Raw genomic sequence first — 18,279 nt, 5'->3', positions numbered from 1 at the left:
TTTTACCAGCAAAGTAACGATGGCTCAGCTAGGGTGACAATATGTACTAGGCCGAATGCTTACGTTTAAACGTCAGTGATGTTTTACTCAAAGAAAGACGCATCCACGTCAGACAAGGCAAAGGCTACAAAGAAAGGTGCATACCCATGACAGAAGCTGTAAAGTAAGACTTAGAGAATTACATCTGTGTGGCCAGAGAAAAAATACGCAGCTTTAAAAATACCAAACCGGAAGCACTTTTTCTAAGCACGCAAGTAAACCGATTGTGTGGAAATGCCATCATAGAAAGGGTTCACAAATTAGCAGAGGCAAGCAAACTGCAAAAGGATATAGGCATCCATACCCTGCGCCACTCCATCGCCACCCACCTTTTACAATCTGGAATGACCTTGGAAGAAGTCAGCCAGTTCTTAGGCCACAGCAGCCTTGAAAGCACCCAAATTTACACCCATTTAGCCAATGCGTAAGAAGCCCGAATACATCTTTAACAAAGAGATAGAAAGCAAACTAACAAGCTTTAAAATCTACCTACAAAAGCTTGGCAACGGAGCAAACACCATTCGTCAGAAATCAAACTATGCCGGATACTTTTTGAAATGGCTTGAAACCGAACACCTGCAACCAGAAGAAACCAGGTACAACGATTTACTCAGCTTCATTGATTACTGCAAATTGGAAGTCGATGCCCTGAGCGGAGTCGAAGGGAACAGCAAAAGGCACATCAACAGTAAACTACGAAGCATCAGGAACTTTTATGAATACCTGAAGCAATCTAACCCCACTATTATTAATCCAGCCACCAATCTGAATCTAAAAGGCATCCGGCAAAAACTACCTTCCAACATCATCGATTTTAACGAACTTGAAAACCTTTATCAATCCTTAGAGACCACCACCAACAGGGAAAAACGAAACAAAATCATTTTAGGAATCCTGGTTTATCAAGGCGTAACCACCGAAGAGCTGCACAGGCTTGAACCAAGTCATTTAAAACTCAAAGAAGGCAAAATAGTTGTTCCTGGTAACAGAAGAAGAAACAGCCGGAAACTTGAGTTAAAACCCGTTCAAATACTGGAACTACACGAGTATCTAACCGAGATTAGACCAACCATATTAAAAGAAATCACAGCCCCACGGCCAGCACGGAAACCCACTAAAATCAATCACCCTAAAATCGAAAACCAGTTATTTATCAGCATCGACGGCAGCGAGAACATCAAAAACAGCCTATTGTACATGTTTAAAGCCATCCAAAAACTAAACCCTGAAATCCTTCATCCCAAGCAAATCCGGGCAAGCGTGATAACCTACTGGTTAAAAAACAACAATCTAAGACAGGTTCAATACATGGCCGGCCATAAATATGTAAGTTCAACCGAACGGTACCAGTTAAATAATCTGGATAGCTTACAAAAGGCATTGGAGAAATGTCATCCTTTAAAATACAAAACCACATGACCAATTTTATCGTTAACTTTGTAAAGGATAAAAACTTTGCGATTATGAATGCAGCAGAAATAAAACTGGATTTGTTCAGAAAGATAGATAAGTTAAAGGAGTCTGAGCTTGAAAAAATGTATAATAAGTTCGTAGCATTATTAAATGCCAGCTCGCCTTATAAGTTGTCTAAAGATGAAAAAGCGGCTATTGATGAAGCTTTAGAAGCAAGCAAGCGAGGGGAAGCTTATACCCATGAACAAGTAATGGAAGAAGCCAGAGGCAAATATCCAAACCTGAATTTTAAATGAGAACAGTACATTGGAACAAAATAGCCAGGCTCGATTACTTCGATAACATTGATTACTTGTTGCGTGATTGGTCAGAAAAAGAAGCTCAGGAATTTATTGATGCAGTCGACGAGACAGAATTTATTTTAATACAAGGGAATGTCGAGTTCCAGAATACTGACATGCCAGAAATTAAACGTTGCGTTATTTGCAAGCAGATTACTTTGTTTTACAGGATAATAGATAAGAAAAATATAGAGCTTTTACGTTTTTGGAACAATTATCAGCACGCTAATAAACTAAACTTATAACCCCACCGCACAAGACCCGGAAAAGCGGTGTTCGTCATCGTCAAATACCTAGCCGGAAAGTCAAAAACTCCGCCAAAACCTCAGCGTAAACGCCACTGCCGGCTTCGCTTCCTCATGCTTCGTCAGCTCCCGCCGTCAGGCCTCGGTCGTACTCGCAGGCGGCCGCGCCCACAGCGTCTGCAAACCGCTTCGTTCGTACCTCACTTCGCTATTTGCAGCCCCAAAGGGTACCAGTATTTCATTCCGAAAGTATACCATTCTAACTTAATTTATAAGGTCAACAGTACCCTGTTTCTGTGGTGCCCATGGAAAAGGGCCCAAATCCGTGTAAGCACTTTCACCAATTGGCTCAAACATTACAACCTCAGAGAAGTTGTCATACATTGCCAGCCACAAATACGTAACCAGCACCGAACGCTATAGAATGGATACTTTGGAGGACTTACAGAAAGAGTTGGAAAAATATCATTCACTTAAATAAAACAAAATGAAGGAAATGAGCGTAGAATTTAGTAATTTTGTACCATGATGGTACACATTAAATCGAAATGTCATGTTAGTGATCAGTAGTAGGGAATTTAGGCAAAATCAAAGGTTTTACTTTGAAAGGGCCGATAAAGGAGAACAAATCATTGTTCAGCGAGGGGCTAATAAATCTTACGCCTTAACGCCCATAAATGAAGATGATGTTTACTTTAGTGCTGAGATGGTTAAGAAAATAAAACTCAGTGCAGAGCAAGCGAAAAATGGTGAGGTAAAAAGAGTGACAAGTTCTGAAGAAATTAATGATTTACTTGGGCTATGAGTTATGTTCTGGGATTTACCAAAGTAGCTCAAGCTGACATTGAAAAACACAAGAAAGCCGGGGATAAAGTTGTGCTTAAAAAGATAGCTAAACTTCTTAATGAACTTAAAGAAAACCCTACTGAAGGAACCGGACGATTAGAACTAATGAAATATGGCTTGTCCGGGAAGTTTTCACGCAGAATAAATCATAAGCACCGGCTTGTTTACTCTATAAATGAAGACATCGTAACTGTTCATGTTCTAAGTCTTTGGGGTCATTACGGTGATAAGTAAGTCAATGTCGTTTAGTTAAGGAAATCCTCTGAAATGCCTGATTTTATTGGCCTTGAGGGGGTGAAATAATTCTTTGAAAAGTTTGTGATTCCGATCTGATTCCCTATGTTGTAGGGGTATATAGGGGTAACCCAAATGCCTGTCAAAACTTAGATTATCGAGAAAAACTAACAACAGATATCGGCTATTAAATTGAAAATGAGCAGATTGCCGGCTGTTTTAAAGACGGCAATGATGGGGCGTTCACACGTAGCCGAAAACTTCCACTCAAAATAATAATCCTCCTTGTGCTGAAGTTCAAGAGTTCTTTACAACGAGACTTGGATCGCTTTTACAAAGAAGTAATGAAAAGCGACTTCAATATCAGGGAAGTGACCAAGTGATAAAACACGATATATTCGTGCATTGTTTGTTTTATTACCAATGGGAATATTTTTCACCTACTATGGTTTAGATGGGTTGTTAAAGTCTCCTGACGATTTACCTTATACAAAGGGAATTGTTTCAGAGGTTAAATTAGGGTCTCGTTATTCTGAAAGATGCAAGTGTCGTCTTAAGACATATTTTATCTATATCGAGGGTTATAACACTCCTTTTATTACAAGTATAACCAAAAAAATTGAAGCAATTACTGAAATTGAGATAAAAAAAGGTGATGCTGTAGAAATTTGGGTATGGGATAAGACAAAAGATAATTTAATTGAACAGCTAATCATTAATGGTGAAATGATTATCCCATATAATAGGACATTACTGCTATACTCTGGGTTTTTAGTTGTTGGATTGGTTTTGGTAGTTATTTGTATAGGATACTTAAAAAGTTCAGCGAGCGATTTGTTTGGTAGAGGTAAGGAGTAGGGTAAGCATTCGGCCTCGTACATATTGTCACCTAAGCTGAGTCATCGTTACTTTGCTCGTAAAAAATGAGGATGGCGCTTTCGACTTTCTAGCGGGTTTATCAAGAGTATTTGCACTCACGTTTTAGCGTACGCGACTTTTGCGCCAATCAGGGCTTTGCACCCTCCACCTTTTACTATTGGAAAAAGTGGTTGGGGTGTTTATTTCAACCCCCAAACATTACAACCTGAGAGAAGTGCAGTACATGGCCGGCCACAAATACGTAAGCAGCACCGAACGCTATAGAATGGACAATTGGGAAGATTTGCAGAAGGAGTTGGAGAAATATCATCCTTTAAAATGAAAAACAAATGAGAGAATTTATCGTTAACTTTGTAAAGGACAAAAGCTTTACAATTATGAATGCAGCAGAAATAAAACTGGACTTGTTCCGGAGGTTGGACAACTTGGACAATCAAAGACTGGAAAAGGTTTATACTAAAATTATTAACCTAATAAATACTGAAAATCCTAGAAAGGATGTGTTATCGCCGGAAATCAAAGCTGCTTTAGATGAGGCATTAGAAGACAGTAAGAAAGGAAGGGTATATGCTCATGAAGAAGTTATGCAAAAGACAAAAGAAAAATACCCAAACCTTTTTAAATGAAAACAATAAAATGGACTGATGCAGCATTAAACAGCTACCATGAGAATATTGATTACCTACTACGAGAATGGGCAGAGAAAGAAGCATTAAATTTTATCGATGATGTTGAAGTAGTCTTGTTTAATTTGAAAAATGTTTATTTCAACCCAAAAGGGTACCAGTATTTCATTCCAAAAGTATACCATTCTAACTTAATTAAAAAGGTCAACAGTACCCTGTTCCACTTAAATAAAACAAAATGAAGGAAATGAGCTACTAGGATTTAGTAGCTTTGTACATGTTTTGGTACACAATTTAAAAGAGACAAAAATTAAAATCATAACCAGTCGTGAGTTCCGGGATAATCAAAAAATGTATTTTGACATGGTTGACAAAAACGAGCAAATAATTGTTAAGCGGAAAAACCGTGCCTACAAGCTCGTTCCTGTCACCGATGACGATATGCTCGTGGATATTCCAAAAGAATTTAGATGTGACCCTTACGAGGTTAGTCCCAGTGGTGAAATGTTTTGGGCTGATAAGCGAAATGTAGAAAAAGTCAAAAAAGCGATTGAGGATAAAGAAATTGCCTTACGCCTGACTTCAGAGGATGAAATTAAGAACTTCCTGGACAGCTTGTAAAAGTACACACTCGATATTACCGATAAGGCAAAAAAGGATCTTGCTTCACTAAAAAAGAGTGGAGGGAAAGCAGTAACCAATAAAATTGAAAAACTTCTGCAGGAACTCATCAAGCACCGCAAAACCGGCACAGGTCAAGTCGAACAATTAAGAGGTAATATGCAAGGACAATGGTCAAGAAAAATAGATAAAAAGAACCGCCTTGTTTATACCATTAATGATGAAATCGTAACTGTAGAAGTTGTCTCAGCCAAGGGGCATTACGGTGATAAATAAGAAAAATTCTTTTCTCCTTTTAATTGGATACTTATGGATACAATTTGGATATATCCATAAACCCACCACACAAGCCGGTAAAGCGGTGTTTTTTCAAAAAAATCATTTTTTACTTGACATTAATTTTTGATTGGGTTAAATTGTGTTTTGTTATTTACCTTAATTATTAACCCAAAATCAGTGTGTTATGCTTAAAATGATTGTGGCCGGCGTGTTGGGAAATGATGCCGAAGAAAGAGAAGTAGGAAACAGTAAAGTAATTAATTTTAATGTAGCGGTTTCCATGGATTATAAGGATAAGGAGGGGAAGAAGGTGGAGAAAACCGAGTGGGTGCGTGCCTCGATGTGGCGCGATCCCAATTCCAAAGTGACCGAATATTTAAAGAAAGGGAAAAGGGTATTGCTCGAGGGTACGCCCGAAGCAGAAGCCTATCAAAGTAAAGAGGGTGAAGTGAGGTCTGCCTTGAGTTTGAGGGTTAAGGACTTAGAGTTTATGGGTTAGGGACACTCAACAAGTGTTGGGTAGGAGAGGGGCTGCGGCCCCTCTTTTTTTTATCTTTGGAGAAACAATCCGAGGCATTTACTCATGGGCGTGTACCACGACATACTTCATCAATACTGGGGTTACGAAGATTTCAGGCCGCTGCAGCTCGACATTATGGAGTCGGTGGGACAGGGGCGCGATACCCTGGGTCTGTTGCCCACCGGTGGGGGCAAGTCGCTGACCTTTCAGGTGCCGGCGCTGGCCATGGAGGGACTGTGTCTGGTGGTTACGCCGCTCATTGCGCTGATGAAGGACCAGGTCGATCACCTCAACCGCAAGCGCATAAAGGCCTGTGCCATTCATTCGGGGATGGGACTGGCTGCTATTGAGCGAGCGCTGGACAACTGTATTTATGGCGATTACAAGTTTTTGTACCTGTCGCCGGAGCGTTTGGGGACGCGACTTTTTCAGCAGAAGCTGGCGCATTTGAAGGTGAATCTGCTGGCCATAGATGAGGCACATTGTATTTCGCAATGGGGCTATGACTTCAGACCCGCGTATTTAAAGGTGGCCGAAATAAGGGAGCAGCTTCCGGGTGTGCCGGTTCTGGCGCTCACAGCCACCGCTACGCCGCAGGTGGTGGACGACATACAGGAGCAGTTGCTTTTTGCAGAGAAAAATGTTTTTCAAAAGAGCTTTGAGCGCAGCAATCTGGCCTATGTGGTGCGTGCCGCGGAGGACAAGGAACAGCAGTTGTTGAAGATACTTACCGGGGTAAAAGGCTCCGCGGTGGTGTACGTGCGCAATCGCAAGAAAACACGCGAGTACAGTCAGCTCTTGCAGCGGCATGGTATATCGGCCGACTATTTTCATGCGGGACTGGCCCAGAAAGAGAAGGATGTGCGGCAGGCTAAGTGGATGACCGGTGCCTGTCGGGTAATGGTAGCAACCAACGCCTTTGGTATGGGCATTGATAAGCCCGATGTGCGGGTGGTGGTGCACATGGATGCGCCCGATTCGCTGGAGGCCTACTTTCAGGAAGCCGGCCGGGCCGGACGCGATGAGCAAAAGGCTTACGCCGTTTTGCTGTGGTCGCCCAACGACAAAAAGCAGCTCAATACCAAAGTCACCACCTCCTTTCCTGAGAAGGAGGTGATCCGAAGGGTTTACGATGCCCTGGGCAATTTTTTCCAACTGGCCGTGGGCTTTGGTGAAGAGCAAGTCTTTGATTTTGACCTGGGGCGCTTTGCAGCCGCCTTTGGTTTTAACGTACTCACCATCGTCAACAGTCTCAAAATTCTGCAAAGGGCGGGCTATCTCGATTTTACCGAAATGGCCGACCTGCCCTCACGCGTGAAGATGCAAATGGACGATCTCGAACTCTACCGTTTCCAGGTCGCCAATGCCCGCCTCGACCCCTTTTTGAAGGTGCTCTTGCGCAGCTATACCGGCTTGTTTACCGACTATGTGGTCATTGATGAAGAGGTGCTGGCTAAGCGACTCAATGTAAGCCGGCAGGTGGTGTACGACGCCTTTCTCATGCTGAGTCGCCTCCAGGTACTGCATTATATTCCCCAGCGCAAAACCCCGCTGCTGACCTATTTGCAGGTGCGACTGGAGCCAAGGTTTTTGAAATTTCCGCCCGAGGTGTACGAGGACCGCCTGCAGCAGTACCGCGAGCGGGCCGATGCCGTTATCGATTTTGCCAGTCGCGACGATGTGTGCCGCAGTCGCCTGCTGCTGCGGTATTTTGGTCAGCGCAAGTCGCACGATTGCGGCCACTGCGATGTTTGTCTCGCCCGCAAGAAACAGGGGCCCGACCGCAAGCTGGAGAAAGCCGTGGAGGCAGCAGTCAGGGAGCGACTGTTGGCAGGGCCCCTGCTGCCCGAGGAGCTGGTGGACCAACTGCCCTTTGAGGAGGACGATTGCTGGCAGGTGTTGCGTCGTATGGAGGACGAGGGCCGGCTGGTGCTTGATGCTGCCGGCCGGTTTTTACTGGAGGGCTGAGCTTTGCACCGCAATACCGTGCAATTTTAATGCTTTTTGTTACCTTTGCAACATACTATAAAAGTGATATGGAAGAGCAGTTTGAACATCCGGTATATGCCCCCGTGGTACTTGAGTTTGTGACCGTTGCCCGGGAGTTTACCCTGTGGCTGGAGGGCGTAAATGAGCAGCCGCGCGAACGCTTTGTGGGCACCGCCTTAAAGATTCTGCCCCTGCTGTATCTTAAAGCCAGTCTGCTGCCCAAGACCGAAATCGAGTTGGAGGACTTTCTGGAGAAGCATGTGGGCGAGGAAGATTATGAGTTCATTCGCAGCAGCGTGCAGCTGAAAATGCGCCGTTTCGACGATTACCTCGAAGTGTTTACCGCCGATATGCAGCGCAGCGATTTGCCCCTGACCTCCACCATTTCGGAGAACATGGCCGACATTTATCAGGATATCAAGGACTTTTTGATGAGCTACCGCACGGCGGTAACCGAAATCATGAACGACGCCCTGTCTGAGTTGGTCACACATTTTGAAGAGTACTGGGGACAGCGCCTGGTGAACGTGCTTCGCGCCCTGCACGGCGTATATTACGGAAGCGAAAGTCTGGAAGAAGAACCTGAGGAAGAAGCGCTGCCCGATACCGATGACGACCTGGAGGAAAGAAAGACCGATCATTGGATCATTGCCCAGCGTCAGCGCGACTTTCAGGGCGATTTGCCCGATGAGCGCTAGTGCCCCGCGTGCCCTCGTGGCACCAATATTGAATTAAACATGCCAGATGGAGAGCAGTATCAGTAAAGAAGAAATTGGAGAATTGCCTTTATGTCAGTTTGAGGGAAGAATTACCGTGGTGGAAGATGCGGAAGTCGTTCCGGCCCTGGTAGAAGAACTCCTGCAATACAAGGTGCTTGGTTTCGATACCGAAACCAAGCCGGCCTTTAAAAAAGGCAGCAACCATCAGGTGGCCCTCCTGCAGTTGTCCACGAACAACGAGGCCTGGCTCTTTCGCCTCAATAAAATTGGCTTTCCGCCCGAGTTGGGGCGACTCATGGCCAGCACGTCTGTAAAGAAAGTAGGCGTAGCCATTCGCGACGATGTTAAGGGCCTCAACAAACTTGCCCGCTTTAAGCCCGGAGGTTTTGTGGAATTGCAGGATATGGTCAAAGATTTCGATATTGATGTTTTCAGTCTTAAAGGACTGGCCGGACTGCTTTTGAATGTGCGGGTATCTAAGCGGCAGCGACTCAGCAATTGGGAAGCCGATGAGCTGGGTCCCGGACAAATAGATTATGCCGCCATCGACGCTTGGATTGGACTGCGCATTTTTGAAGAGTTGATGCTGAGAAAGCCCTCCTACCAGGCCAAACCTATTGTATTTCGTAACTAAAAGCCCATGATGCAAGTACCCACCGTTTACCTGAAACCGGGTAAAGAACAAAGCCTAAAGCGCTTCCATCCCTGGATTTTTTCCGGGGCCATTAAAAACGTAAAGGGCAACCTGGAAGAGGGCGACTTGGTGCGTGTGCACGACGTGCACGACAATTTTTTAGCCATAGGGCACTACCAAATCGGGTCCATCGCCATCCGCATCCTCACCTTTAAGGAGGAAGAAGTGGACGAAGCCTTTTGGGTACGTAAGCTGCAAACCGCCTGGGACTTGCGAAAAACTTTGCAATTGGCAGGTTCGGAGACGACCACCGCCTATCGTTTGGTACACGGGGAGGGCGATGGCCTGCCGGGACTCATCGCCGATGTGTACGACCGCACCGTGGTGCTGCAAATGCACACCGTGGGCATGTACCTGCAGCGTGAGGTGCTGGTGAAGGCCTTGCAACAGGTGATGGGCGACCAGGTGACCGCCGTGTACGAGAAGTCTGAAGGCACCCTGCCCTTTAAAGCCGATGTGGAGGCCGAGAACGGTTATTTGTACGGACGCAGCACCACCCATGTGGCCCAAGAAAACGGTCTGCAATTCAAAGTCGACTGGGAAAAAGGGCAAAAGACCGGCTTTTTTGTAGATCAGCGCGAGAACCGCGCCCTGCTCGAAAAGTACAGCGCGGGTCGCACCGTGCTCAATACCTTTTGTTATACCGGCGGCTTTTCGTTTTACGCCCTGCGCGGCGGTGCCCGCAAAGTGCATTCGGTCGACAGTTCCGAACGAGCCATTGTGCTGACCAACGAGAATGTGGCTTTGAACTTTCCGGGCGATGAGCGTCACGAGGCCTTTGCCGTGGATGCCTTTAAGTTTATGGAGCAGGCCCGTGAGCAGTACGATTTGATCGTGCTCGACCCGCCCGCCTTTGCCAAGCACATGAAAGTGCTCAAAAACGCCTTGCAAGGTTACAAAAGACTCAATGCCAAAGCCATTGAGCAAATCGCACCCGGGGGCATCCTCTTTACCTTTTCCTGCTCGCAGGTGGTATCGCGCGACGCCTTTCGCACCATGATTTTTTCTGCCGCCGCCCGCAGCGGTCGCAACGTGCGCATCCTGCATCAGCTCGAGCAGCCCGCCGATCATCCCGTGAGCATTTATCATCCCGAAGGCGAGTACCTCAAGGGATTGGTACTGTATGTCGAATAGGGTTTTCCGCCCAAAAAAACGAAAGGAAGTTTTTCCTGAGTAAACAAAATGGAATAGTTTTGCAGTAATGCACCAAAAAGAAGTTGATTTAATACCATAAGATTTTGAAGTTTAACGAATTTGGTTTTGAGGCAGAAGTCCTGGAGGGACTCGATGCCATGCGCTTTGAAGAGGCCACCCCCGTTCAGATAGAGACGATACCCGTTATTATGAAGGGAAAAGACCTGATTGCCTGTGCGCAGACCGGAACCGGTAAAACCGCAGCCTACCTGCTGCCCGTGCTCAATCGCCTGGTTCAAAAGCAGGAGGAGCAAACCACCACCCTGGTGTTGGTACCCACCCGTGAGCTGGCCATACAAATTGATCAGCAATTGCAGGGCTTTGCCTACTTTTTACCCCTGACCTCCATCGCCGTTTATGGCGGCAACGATGCGGGCTTGTGGGACCAGCAAAAGCAGGCGCTCATCAGCGGAGCCAATGTGGTTGTAGCCACACCGGGGCGACTGTTGCAGCATTTGTCGATGGACTATTTTAAGTTCACCAGTCTGAAATACCTGATTTTGGATGAAGCCGACCGCATGCTCGACATGGGTTTTCACGATGACATTATGCAAATTGTGCAGGATTTGCCCGAGGATCGGCAGACCCTCCTTTTTTCGGCCACCATGCCCCCCAAGATCCGCGAACTCTCGCGCAAATTGTTGCAGCAACCCGAAGAAATCAGCATTGCCATGTCCAAACCCGCCGAGGGCATACTGCAAGCGGCTTATGTGGTGTACGACAACCAAAAGGTGGCTCTGTTGAAGAAGTTGCTCGAGGGGAAGGACCTGACCAGCGTGGTGATTTTCTCGTCCACCAAAATAAAGGTAAAGGAGATTTATCGTTCGCTCAAACAGGCCGGTTTCCCGGTGGAGGCCATTCACTCCGATTTGGAACAGCGGGAGCGGGAAGAGGTGATGCTCAGCTTCCGCAACCGACATACGCAGATTTTGGTAGCCACCGACATCATTGCCCGGGGCATCGACGTGGACGGCATCGATCTGGTGATCAACTACGATGTGCCCAACGACGCGGAAGACTATGTGCACCGGGTGGGGCGTACCGCCCGTGCCAAGAGCACCGGCGTGGCACTGACCTTCATCAGCGACCAGGAGATGGATAAGTTTGGTCACATCGAAAAACTGATTGAAACCACCGTATTCAAATCGCCCCTGCCCGACGGTTTTGAACCCGGACCCGAATACAACCCGGAAATTCGCGGCAAACGTCGCTTTGGCAAAGGTGGCGGAGGCGGTCGCAAAGGAGGAGGCAGCAAAGGCGGCGGTGGTCGCAAAGGCGGCTCCTATAAAGGCAGCTCCCGTTCTTAGGCCCCAAGGCTTGAAGTAAATCGAAAAGAGCAACAGGACAGCCCGGAACAACCACCGGGCTTTTTGTCGCTTAAATAAATCATAAACGCATTATGTACGTTCAGCTTTTAGCACAAGAAACCGGCATTTCGGCCAAGCAGGTCGCTGCCACCCTGGCCCTGCTCGACGAGGGCGCCACCATTCCCTTCATCAGTCGCTACCGAAAAGAACTCACGGGCAGTCTGGATGAGGTGCAAATCGGCACCCTTAAAGAGCGCTACGAAAAATTGCAGGAAATACAGAAACGTCGCGAAAGCATCCTCAAGTCGATTGCCGAACAAGACCTGCTTAGCGACGACTTAAAGGCACGCATAGAAGCCACGTGGAATGCCACGGAGCTGGAGGACCTTTACCTGCCCTATAAGCCCAAGCGCAAAACGCGGGCGGTGAAGGCAAGGGAGCTGGGACTGGAGCCGCTTGCCGAAGTGCTGTGGCAGCAGCACGAGCGCGATGTAGAGACCCGGGCAACGGCCTTTTTGAGTGATGAGGTGCCCGATGTGGAGGCGGCGCTGCAGGGCGCACGCGACATCCTGGCCGAACGCATCAACGAAGACCTGAAGGCCAGAGAGGTGGTACGTCGCGAGTTTCAGCATGCCGCCGTCATCAGTTCCCGGGTGGTTAAGGGAAAGGAAGAAGAAGCCGCCAAGTACCGCGACTATTTCGACTTTTCGGAACCCCTGAAGCGCTGTCCCTCGCACCGCCTGCTGGCGATGCGACGTGCCGAAAAAGAAGGCTTCCTGAAAATCAGCGTAGCCCCCGAAGCAGAGCCGGTGGTAGAACGCCTCAGTCGCACCTTCGTAAAGGGACGCGGCGCATCCAGCGAGCAGGTGCAGCTGGCGGTGGAAGACGCTTACAAGCGCCTTCTGGCGCCCTCCATTGAGAACGAGGTCGGCGCCCTGGCACGTGAGAAAGCCGAAGAACAGGCCATCCAGGTCTTTGCCACCAACCTGCGACAGCTGCTGTTGTCGTCGCCCTTGGGACAAAAACGGGTGCTGGCCATTGACCCCGGTTTTCGTACCGGTTGCAAAGTGGTTTGTCTCGATGCCCAGGGTGCGCTCTTGCACAACGAAACAATCTATCCGCACCCTCCGCAGAACGATACGCGTTTGGCCTATAAGAAAATAGACTCCCTGGTGGAGCAGTACAAAATAGAGGCCATTGCCATAGGCAACGGCACCGCCTCCCGCGAGACCGAAGCCTTCATCCGCAACATGCGTTTCAATCGCGAATTGCAGGTTTTTGTAGTCAGTGAGGACGGCGCCTCGGTCTACAGCGCCAGCAAAACCGCCCGTGAAGAGTTCCCCGATTACGATGTAACCGTACGTGGTGCCGTTTCCATTGGTCGTCGTTTGATGGACCCTCTGGCCGAGCTTGTGAAAATCGATCCCAAATCCATAGGGGTGGGCCAGTACCAACACGATGTGGACCAAAACAAGCTTAAGAAGGCCCTCGATCAGGAGGTGGAATCCTGCGTGAACAAGGTGGGGGTTGAGCTGAATACCGCCAGTCAGCATTTGTTGACCTATGTATCGGGACTGGGACCACAGTTGGCTAAGAATATTGTGGAGTATCGAAGTGCCAACGGTCCCTTTGCTTCGCGCAAGGAACTGAACAAGGTGCCGCGTCTGGGCGCTAAAGCCTTTGAGCAATGTGCCGGTTTCTTACGAATAAGGGACGGCAAGCACCCACTCGACAATTCGGCCGTACACCCCGAGTCCTACCCCCTGGTGGAGCAAATGGCGGGCGATTTGAACTGCAGTGTGAGCGATCTGCTGCAAAGTGCTGAGTTGCGCAAGCAGCTCGATTTGAAGAAGTATGTCAGCGCCAAGGTGGGACTGCCCACCCTCAACGACATCAAGGCCGAATTGGAAAAGCCCGGGCGCGATCCCCGAAGCGTAATCAAAGTCTTTGAGTTTTCGGCCGACGTGCGCAGCATCGAGGACCTGAAGCCGGGCATGCGGCTGCCGGGTATCGTGACCAACATCACCAATTTTGGTGCCTTTGTAGATGTGGGGGTTAAACAGGACGGACTGGTGCACATTTCACAGCTGGCCAATAAGTTTGTGAGCGACCCCAACGAAGTGGTGGCGCTGCATCAGCATGTGGAGGTAAAAGTCTTGGAGGTTGATGTGGCGCGTAAGCGCATTCAGCTGACCATGAAGGAATAGGGCTCAGGCCCTATTTCTGCAAAAGCGTGGGGCGTTGCATGGGGTAGGTCAAACCCGGTTTGTTGTTGAAACTGTAGTAAGGTAAGCTGGTGTAGGCCAAGCTGTCGCTTTGTCCATAAGCGGATGCCGCTTTTTCAGTATTTTCAGGTTCTGTTGGCAGACTGGAATAAAAAGAAATGGGCAGTCTGCGTTCCGTGGTGTTGGCCGACGATCCTGCTCCGCCGGCAAGGCGACCTATAAGCAAAATGAGTAAGGAATAGAAAAGCAACTTTATGATTTTCATCGTTCTTGGTTTTAGGATATAGACGTGTTAAATAAGGAAGGGTTGCGTTGTTTTATAATTTTTAAGAAATGGGTGTAGTCTGGGTTTTTGTTTTTTTTGTGGGGGGACTGGCTGCAGGTCGCGCGCTGCGCGGGAAATCGCAGGTGAAGACTTGGAGCGAAAAAATTATGACCGTCGCCGTTTTTATTTTGCTTTTTTTTCTTGGTGTGGGCGTCGGTCGCAACACAGAATTGCTTCAACGCTTGCCGCTTTTAGGAGGTCGTGCTGTGGTCCTTGCCCTGGGGGCCCTGTTGGGAACCGTTGTTTTGTTGGTCCTGGCCGCACCCTGGTTGATGAAGGGAAAAGAAGGGAGGCGGAAATGAAAACCAGTCTCCTTTTATTGCTGAGTTTTGTTGGTGGACTGGCCCTTGCTGCCGCTGACGGCTTGCCCGACTTTCTGTTGCATGAGGTCTGGTCGCAGTCGGTTCTCTGGCTCCTGATGTTTGTGGTTGGCGTTGGCGTGGGCAGCGACAAGGCCCTGGTGGCCCGTATGTGTGGACTCAGCAGAGGCGTTTTTTTGGTGCCGGTGTTGGTGGCCGCAGGCAGCATTCTGGGTGCGCTCCTGGTGTCTCTTTTTCTGAAGGCTTTGCAACCTGCCGAAGCGATGGCCGTCGGTGCCGGTTTCGGCTACTATTCGCTCTCGGCCATCTTAATTGCGGGACTGCATGGTGAGGAGTTGGCTGTTGTGGCCATGCTGGCCAATATTGTGCGGGAATTGCTCACCCTGGTGCTGGCCCCCTGGTGGGTACGTTGGTTTGGGCGGCTTGCGCTCGTAGGTGCCGGCGGAGCAACAGCGATGGATACAACGCTGCCGGTGGTGCTGAAATACAGCGGGCAGGAGTGCACCGTTGTAGCGGTGTTTTCCGGTCTGGTCTTATCCCTATTGGTACCCGTGCTGGTTCCCCTCTTGCTGAGTTTTGCGTTTTAGTAGGTAGGCCCATATAAAGGCAGAAACTTGCATGTGATTCATATATGGTGTATTTTTACATCAAAACATAAAGCTATGCCACGACAAAGTATATCCTTCTCGAAACCAAATGATGAATGGTTAAAAGCTCAAATCGACAGTGAGGAGTATTCCAGCAAAAGTGAGCTCGTTAACGATTTGATCAGGCAGGCCCGAAAACAACAAGCTCATATTGAATGGATTAGGGCGAAGTTAGATTTGTCTGAAAGAAGTGGTTTTACCAGTGACACCCAAGAACAGATCTTAAAACAGTCAAAATCTCTTCTTAATGGCTGAATACAGGTTGAGTAATACAGCCAAAGAGGACTTGATACGTATTCATCATTTTGGAGTCAAAAAGTTTGGTGTTGTTCAGGCCGACAAATATTTTGCTGCCTTTTTTGATTATTTTGAAACTATTGCGGAAAGGCCTTTTGCATTTGAATCTGTGGATTATATAAAAGCAGGATATCGAAGATGTCCCTGTGGTTCTGACACCATATATTATAGAATCAAGGACAATGTGGTAGAGATAATGGCAATTGTGGGAATGCAGGATTTGAATAACATGCTGTAAGCCATTTAAACCTGTTCCAGTGCCCGGTCCAAATCGATCAGGATATCTTTTACCTCTTCCAGTCCCACCGACAGGCGCAGCAGTCCCTCCGAAATATGCATGGCCTTTTTTTCCTCCTCCGAATAATCCCAATAGATGGTGGCGCCCGGATGTAAAATCATGGATTTGTTGTCGCAGAAATTGGTGCCCCTGCGCACCATTTGCAGCGCATTCATAAAGCGGTAGGAGGCTGCCTTGTTTTCCAGCTCCACACCCACCAGACAGCCCGATTTTCCACCGCTGAGTTGGAGGGCCAGGGGGTGGTAGGGGTCTTCTTTTAGGCCCGGATACCGTACCGCCTTTACTTTCGGATGGTTTTGCAGGTGCTCAGCCACAGTCAAAGTGTTGTCCATAATGCGATCGACCCTTAAAGTCAGCGTTTCCAGTCCCAACAGTTGCAGCCAGGCATTGTGGGGGGCGAGACAAGCGCCCAGATTGCGGTAGTGTTCCTTATACAGGCGTTTGAAAAAAGCATCCTTGCCAAAGAGTTGATAATCCTTTTCCAATTTGGGGTTGTGGGCCCATTTGTGCGAGGGGTAAACCAGAATACTGCCTCCCACCGAAGTGGCTCCCCCTGAAATGAACTTGGTGTTGGAATACACCTCAATATCGACCCCGTACTGCTTACAGGGGAAAAGATAGGGCGTCAGCACAGTATTGTCCACCACCAGGGGAATGTTCCTTTCTCCGGCCAAGGCCGACAAAGCCGGTACGTCAAAATAAATCAGCTGGGGATTGGTCGGTACCTCCAAAAACAGGGCCCGGGTGTTCTCATCCATCGCCTCATCCACTGCGTTGAAGTCCTCCAAGTCGGTAAACCGCGCCTCAATGCCGTAGCTTTGCAGCGTTTTGGCAAAAAAGGACCAGGTGTTGCCAAAGAGGTAGCGTGAAGTGATGATGTTGTCGCCAGCCGAACAAAGGGTTAAAAATACATTGGACAGGGCGGCCATGCCGCTGGCCAGACAAAGGGCATGATCGGCCTGGCTCAACACCTTTAATTGTCGCTGTAAGGCGGCGAGCGTGGGGTTGGAAATCCGGCTGTAGGCAAAGGCTTCGGAACCTCCATTAAAAGCCTGCTCTGCCGCCTCAGCCGAGGCAAAGTCGAACGAGGCACTCTCGTATATGGGGGTTTTGAGACTGCGGTGCGGATCGCCTTCGGCTGCCGATCCGTGAATTAATTTTGAACTTAGGTATTGCATAAGGTGGGTACTATGGTTTAAATTAGAGGGTAAAAATACCCCATTTGAAGGAAAATTGTGGCCCAACAGCCCCTAAAGTTGCCGACCAGGGCTTCAATTAAATCGGAGTGTTTTAGGGGGGATTGTTGACCGGGGTGTTTGGACTATTAACAGATATTGTTCTAAATAGTTGCATACGTGACTGATTTACAGCGGATGATGGTGTGTTTGGCCTAAAGTCCGCCAAGTGTTTTTGTTTAACGTTCTGTTAACACAGTAATTTAGAATGAACAAGTCCGAAATAGGCTAAAGCTATAATAATGAGCTGTTTGTGAAAATTGTTATTTAGATAATATCTAAACAGATCAAAAAAATGTTGTGGTTTTTTTTGGAGGTGTTTATGTTTGCCGTATATTTGTTATACAAAAATGAACCAAATATTATCAGCCATGACAACAATGCAATTCAACGACAAGTTGCTTGGATTACAAGACAAGCTGCTTTATTTCGCACTGAGCCTGACGGCAAATGATGAGGACGCCAGGGATTTGTTGCAGGAAACCATACTAAAGGCCTTGACTTATCGTAAGCAGTTTACGGCCAATACCAATTTTAAGGCCTGGGTGTTTACCATCATGAAAAACACCTTTATCAACAATTACCGCCGCAACCAAAAGACACGGAATACCTTCGACGGTAATGAAGATGCTTTGCGCAGTGCTTATCGAAGAAATTTTGCTTCAGAAACGCCTGAAATGGTGCACAGCGTAACAGAAATGACACGACATATTGAGACGCTCGACGACGATTTCAGGATTCCTTTTAAGATGCATACAGATGGGTACAAGTACAAGGAAATTGCTGAGCAGCTTGACTTGCCGATAGGAACAGTTAAAAGCCGTATTTTCTTTACCCGCAAAAAGTTGCAAGAGATGTTGCGGGACAGCGAAGGAAGTTACGCCTATTGATAAAAAATTTCCGGCTATTTAAGCAAAGGAGTGCTTGAATAGCTAAAAAGACCATAGTTTTGGGTTTAGGTTTAGTAGATGAGTGGACGGCGACAA

27 protein-coding genes are annotated in these 18,279 nt (G+C 47.7%); 25 read left to right on the top strand and 2 right to left on the bottom strand.

Annotated features, from left to right (window positions below; genetic code table 11):
• Positions 1-188: 188 nt before the first annotated feature.
• The 20 genes from B4W65_RS16230 (at position 189) to B4W65_RS16135 (ending at position 14,153) form a co-directional block, all read left to right on the top strand.
• On the top strand, positions 189-467 hold the full coding sequence (locus B4W65_RS16230) for a tyrosine-type recombinase/integrase (RefSeq protein ID WP_158522878.1): 279 nt from the start codon (positions 189-191) through the stop codon (positions 465-467).
• On the top strand, positions 460-1,458 hold the full coding sequence (locus B4W65_RS16225; protein ID WP_088656216.1) for a tyrosine-type recombinase/integrase: 999 nt from the start codon (positions 460-462) through the stop codon (positions 1,456-1,458). The genes B4W65_RS16230 and B4W65_RS16225 overlap by 8 nt, the downstream gene beginning before the upstream one ends.
• Positions 1,455-1,748, top strand: a complete 294-nt coding sequence (locus B4W65_RS16220; protein ID WP_088656215.1) for a hypothetical protein — start codon at positions 1,455-1,457, stop codon at positions 1,746-1,748. Before B4W65_RS16225 ends, B4W65_RS16220 begins: the two co-directional genes overlap by 4 nt.
• Positions 1,745-2,038: a type II toxin-antitoxin system RelE/ParE family toxin gene (locus B4W65_RS16215; RefSeq protein ID WP_088656214.1), complete on the top strand. Its 294-nt coding sequence runs from the start codon at positions 1,745-1,747 to the stop codon at positions 2,036-2,038. Before B4W65_RS16220 ends, B4W65_RS16215 begins: the two co-directional genes overlap by 4 nt.
• Positions 2,039-2,591: 553 nt before the next feature.
• Positions 2,592-2,843, top strand: a complete 252-nt coding sequence (locus tag B4W65_RS16205) for a prevent-host-death protein (protein WP_088656213.1) — start codon at positions 2,592-2,594, stop codon at positions 2,841-2,843.
• Positions 2,840-3,118: a Txe/YoeB family addiction module toxin gene (locus tag B4W65_RS16200; RefSeq protein ID WP_088656212.1), complete on the top strand. Its 279-nt coding sequence runs from the start codon at positions 2,840-2,842 to the stop codon at positions 3,116-3,118. The genes B4W65_RS16205 and B4W65_RS16200 overlap by 4 nt, the downstream gene beginning before the upstream one ends.
• 423 nt (positions 3,119-3,541) lie before the next feature.
• On the top strand, positions 3,542-3,976 hold the full coding sequence (locus B4W65_RS16195) for a hypothetical protein (RefSeq protein WP_088656211.1): 435 nt from the start codon (positions 3,542-3,544) through the stop codon (positions 3,974-3,976).
• 110 nt (positions 3,977-4,086) lie between these two features.
• Entirely contained in the window at positions 4,087-4,206 is a 120-nt protein-coding gene (gene tnpA / locus B4W65_RS17765) for an IS66 family insertion sequence element accessory protein TnpA (RefSeq protein ID WP_394335464.1), read from the top strand.
• The gene (locus B4W65_RS16190; RefSeq protein WP_240509594.1) at positions 4,173-4,319 is read left to right on the top strand and encodes a hypothetical protein; all 147 of its coding nucleotides are present in this window, start codon (positions 4,173-4,175) and stop codon (positions 4,317-4,319) included. The genes tnpA and B4W65_RS16190 overlap by 34 nt, the downstream gene beginning before the upstream one ends.
• A gap of 7 nt (positions 4,320-4,326) precedes the next feature.
• Entirely contained in the window at positions 4,327-4,623 is a 297-nt protein-coding gene (locus B4W65_RS16185) for a hypothetical protein (protein ID WP_088656210.1), read from the top strand.
• Positions 4,620-4,865 (top strand): type II toxin-antitoxin system RelE/ParE family toxin, encoded by a 246-nt coding sequence (locus B4W65_RS16180; protein WP_088656209.1) that lies wholly within the window; start codon positions 4,620-4,622, stop codon positions 4,863-4,865. The genes B4W65_RS16185 and B4W65_RS16180 overlap by 4 nt, the downstream gene beginning before the upstream one ends.
• A gap of 121 nt (positions 4,866-4,986) precedes the next feature.
• Positions 4,987-5,244 (top strand): hypothetical protein, encoded by a 258-nt coding sequence (locus B4W65_RS17490; RefSeq protein WP_205741313.1) that lies wholly within the window; start codon positions 4,987-4,989, stop codon positions 5,242-5,244.
• A 15-nt stretch (positions 5,245-5,259) separates the two neighbouring features.
• Positions 5,260-5,520 carry a Txe/YoeB family addiction module toxin gene (locus tag B4W65_RS17760; protein ID WP_088656208.1) on the top strand — a complete coding sequence of 87 codons (261 nt, stop codon included), beginning with the start codon at positions 5,260-5,262 and terminating at the stop codon, positions 5,518-5,520.
• A 187-nt stretch (positions 5,521-5,707) separates the two neighbouring features.
• On the top strand, positions 5,708-6,022 hold the full coding sequence (locus B4W65_RS16165; RefSeq protein ID WP_088656207.1) for a single-stranded DNA-binding protein: 315 nt from the start codon (positions 5,708-5,710) through the stop codon (positions 6,020-6,022).
• An 84-nt stretch (positions 6,023-6,106) separates the two neighbouring features.
• The gene (locus B4W65_RS16160) at positions 6,107-8,011 is read left to right on the top strand and encodes a RecQ family ATP-dependent DNA helicase (protein WP_088656206.1); all 1,905 of its coding nucleotides are present in this window, start codon (positions 6,107-6,109) and stop codon (positions 8,009-8,011) included.
• A gap of 68 nt (positions 8,012-8,079) precedes the next feature.
• Positions 8,080-8,730, top strand: a complete 651-nt coding sequence (locus B4W65_RS16155; RefSeq protein ID WP_088656219.1) for a DUF5063 domain-containing protein — start codon at positions 8,080-8,082, stop codon at positions 8,728-8,730.
• Positions 8,731-8,776: 46 nt separating this feature from the next.
• Positions 8,777-9,385 carry a 3'-5' exonuclease gene (locus tag B4W65_RS16150; protein ID WP_088656205.1) on the top strand — a complete coding sequence of 203 codons (609 nt, stop codon included), beginning with the start codon at positions 8,777-8,779 and terminating at the stop codon, positions 9,383-9,385.
• Positions 9,386-9,391: 6 nt separating this feature from the next.
• A complete protein-coding gene (locus B4W65_RS16145) occupies positions 9,392-10,579 on the top strand; it encodes a class I SAM-dependent rRNA methyltransferase (protein ID WP_240509593.1) in 1,188 nt (395 codons plus the stop codon).
• A 104-nt stretch (positions 10,580-10,683) separates the two neighbouring features.
• The gene (locus B4W65_RS16140; protein WP_088656204.1) at positions 10,684-11,946 is read left to right on the top strand and encodes a DEAD/DEAH box helicase; all 1,263 of its coding nucleotides are present in this window, start codon (positions 10,684-10,686) and stop codon (positions 11,944-11,946) included.
• A 92-nt stretch (positions 11,947-12,038) separates the two neighbouring features.
• The gene (locus B4W65_RS16135; RefSeq protein ID WP_088656203.1) at positions 12,039-14,153 is read left to right on the top strand and encodes a Tex family protein; all 2,115 of its coding nucleotides are present in this window, start codon (positions 12,039-12,041) and stop codon (positions 14,151-14,153) included.
• A 10-nt stretch (positions 14,154-14,163) separates the two neighbouring features.
• Here the strand turns inward: B4W65_RS16135 and B4W65_RS16130 are convergent, their stop codons facing one another.
• On the bottom strand, positions 14,164-14,436 hold the full coding sequence (locus B4W65_RS16130) for a hypothetical protein (RefSeq protein ID WP_088656202.1): 273 nt from the start codon (positions 14,434-14,436) through the stop codon (positions 14,164-14,166).
• A 68-nt stretch (positions 14,437-14,504) separates the two neighbouring features.
• Here B4W65_RS16130 and B4W65_RS16125 point away from each other — a divergent pair, with 68 nt between their 5' ends.
• From B4W65_RS16125 to B4W65_RS16110, 4 genes are all read left to right on the top strand, one after another.
• A complete protein-coding gene (locus B4W65_RS16125) occupies positions 14,505-14,798 on the top strand; it encodes a LysO family transporter (RefSeq protein WP_088656201.1) in 294 nt (97 codons plus the stop codon).
• A complete protein-coding gene (locus B4W65_RS16120; RefSeq protein WP_088656200.1) occupies positions 14,795-15,403 on the top strand; it encodes a lysine exporter LysO family protein in 609 nt (202 codons plus the stop codon). The genes B4W65_RS16125 and B4W65_RS16120 overlap by 4 nt, the downstream gene beginning before the upstream one ends.
• A 75-nt stretch (positions 15,404-15,478) precedes the next feature.
• Complete coding sequence (locus tag B4W65_RS16115; protein ID WP_088656199.1) at positions 15,479-15,718, top strand: ribbon-helix-helix domain-containing protein; 240 nt, start codon at positions 15,479-15,481, stop codon at positions 15,716-15,718.
• The gene (locus tag B4W65_RS16110; RefSeq protein WP_088656198.1) at positions 15,711-15,998 is read left to right on the top strand and encodes a type II toxin-antitoxin system RelE/ParE family toxin; all 288 of its coding nucleotides are present in this window, start codon (positions 15,711-15,713) and stop codon (positions 15,996-15,998) included. The genes B4W65_RS16115 and B4W65_RS16110 overlap by 8 nt, the downstream gene beginning before the upstream one ends.
• A 5-nt stretch (positions 15,999-16,003) precedes the next feature.
• On the opposite strand, the gene B4W65_RS16105 is transcribed toward B4W65_RS16110, so the two are convergent.
• The gene (locus B4W65_RS16105; protein WP_088656197.1) at positions 16,004-17,236 is read right to left on the bottom strand and encodes a PLP-dependent transferase; all 1,233 of its coding nucleotides are present in this window, start codon (positions 17,234-17,236) and stop codon (positions 16,004-16,006) included.
• A 428-nt stretch (positions 17,237-17,664) separates the two neighbouring features.
• Between B4W65_RS16105 and B4W65_RS16100 the strand changes: the two genes are divergently transcribed.
• Positions 17,665-18,183 carry an RNA polymerase sigma factor gene (locus B4W65_RS16100; protein ID WP_088656196.1) on the top strand — a complete coding sequence of 173 codons (519 nt, stop codon included), beginning with the start codon at positions 17,665-17,667 and terminating at the stop codon, positions 18,181-18,183.
• The last annotated feature ends 96 nt before the right edge of the window (positions 18,184-18,279 follow it).

The sequence above is a fragment of the Geofilum rhodophaeum genome (assembly GCF_002210225.1).
GTDB classification, from domain to species: domain Bacteria; phylum Bacteroidota; class Bacteroidia; order Bacteroidales; family Marinilabiliaceae; genus Geofilum; species Geofilum rhodophaeum.
The sequence above is the reverse complement of the archived record's forward strand: the minus strand, read 5'-3'. Positions and strand labels throughout refer to the sequence as shown.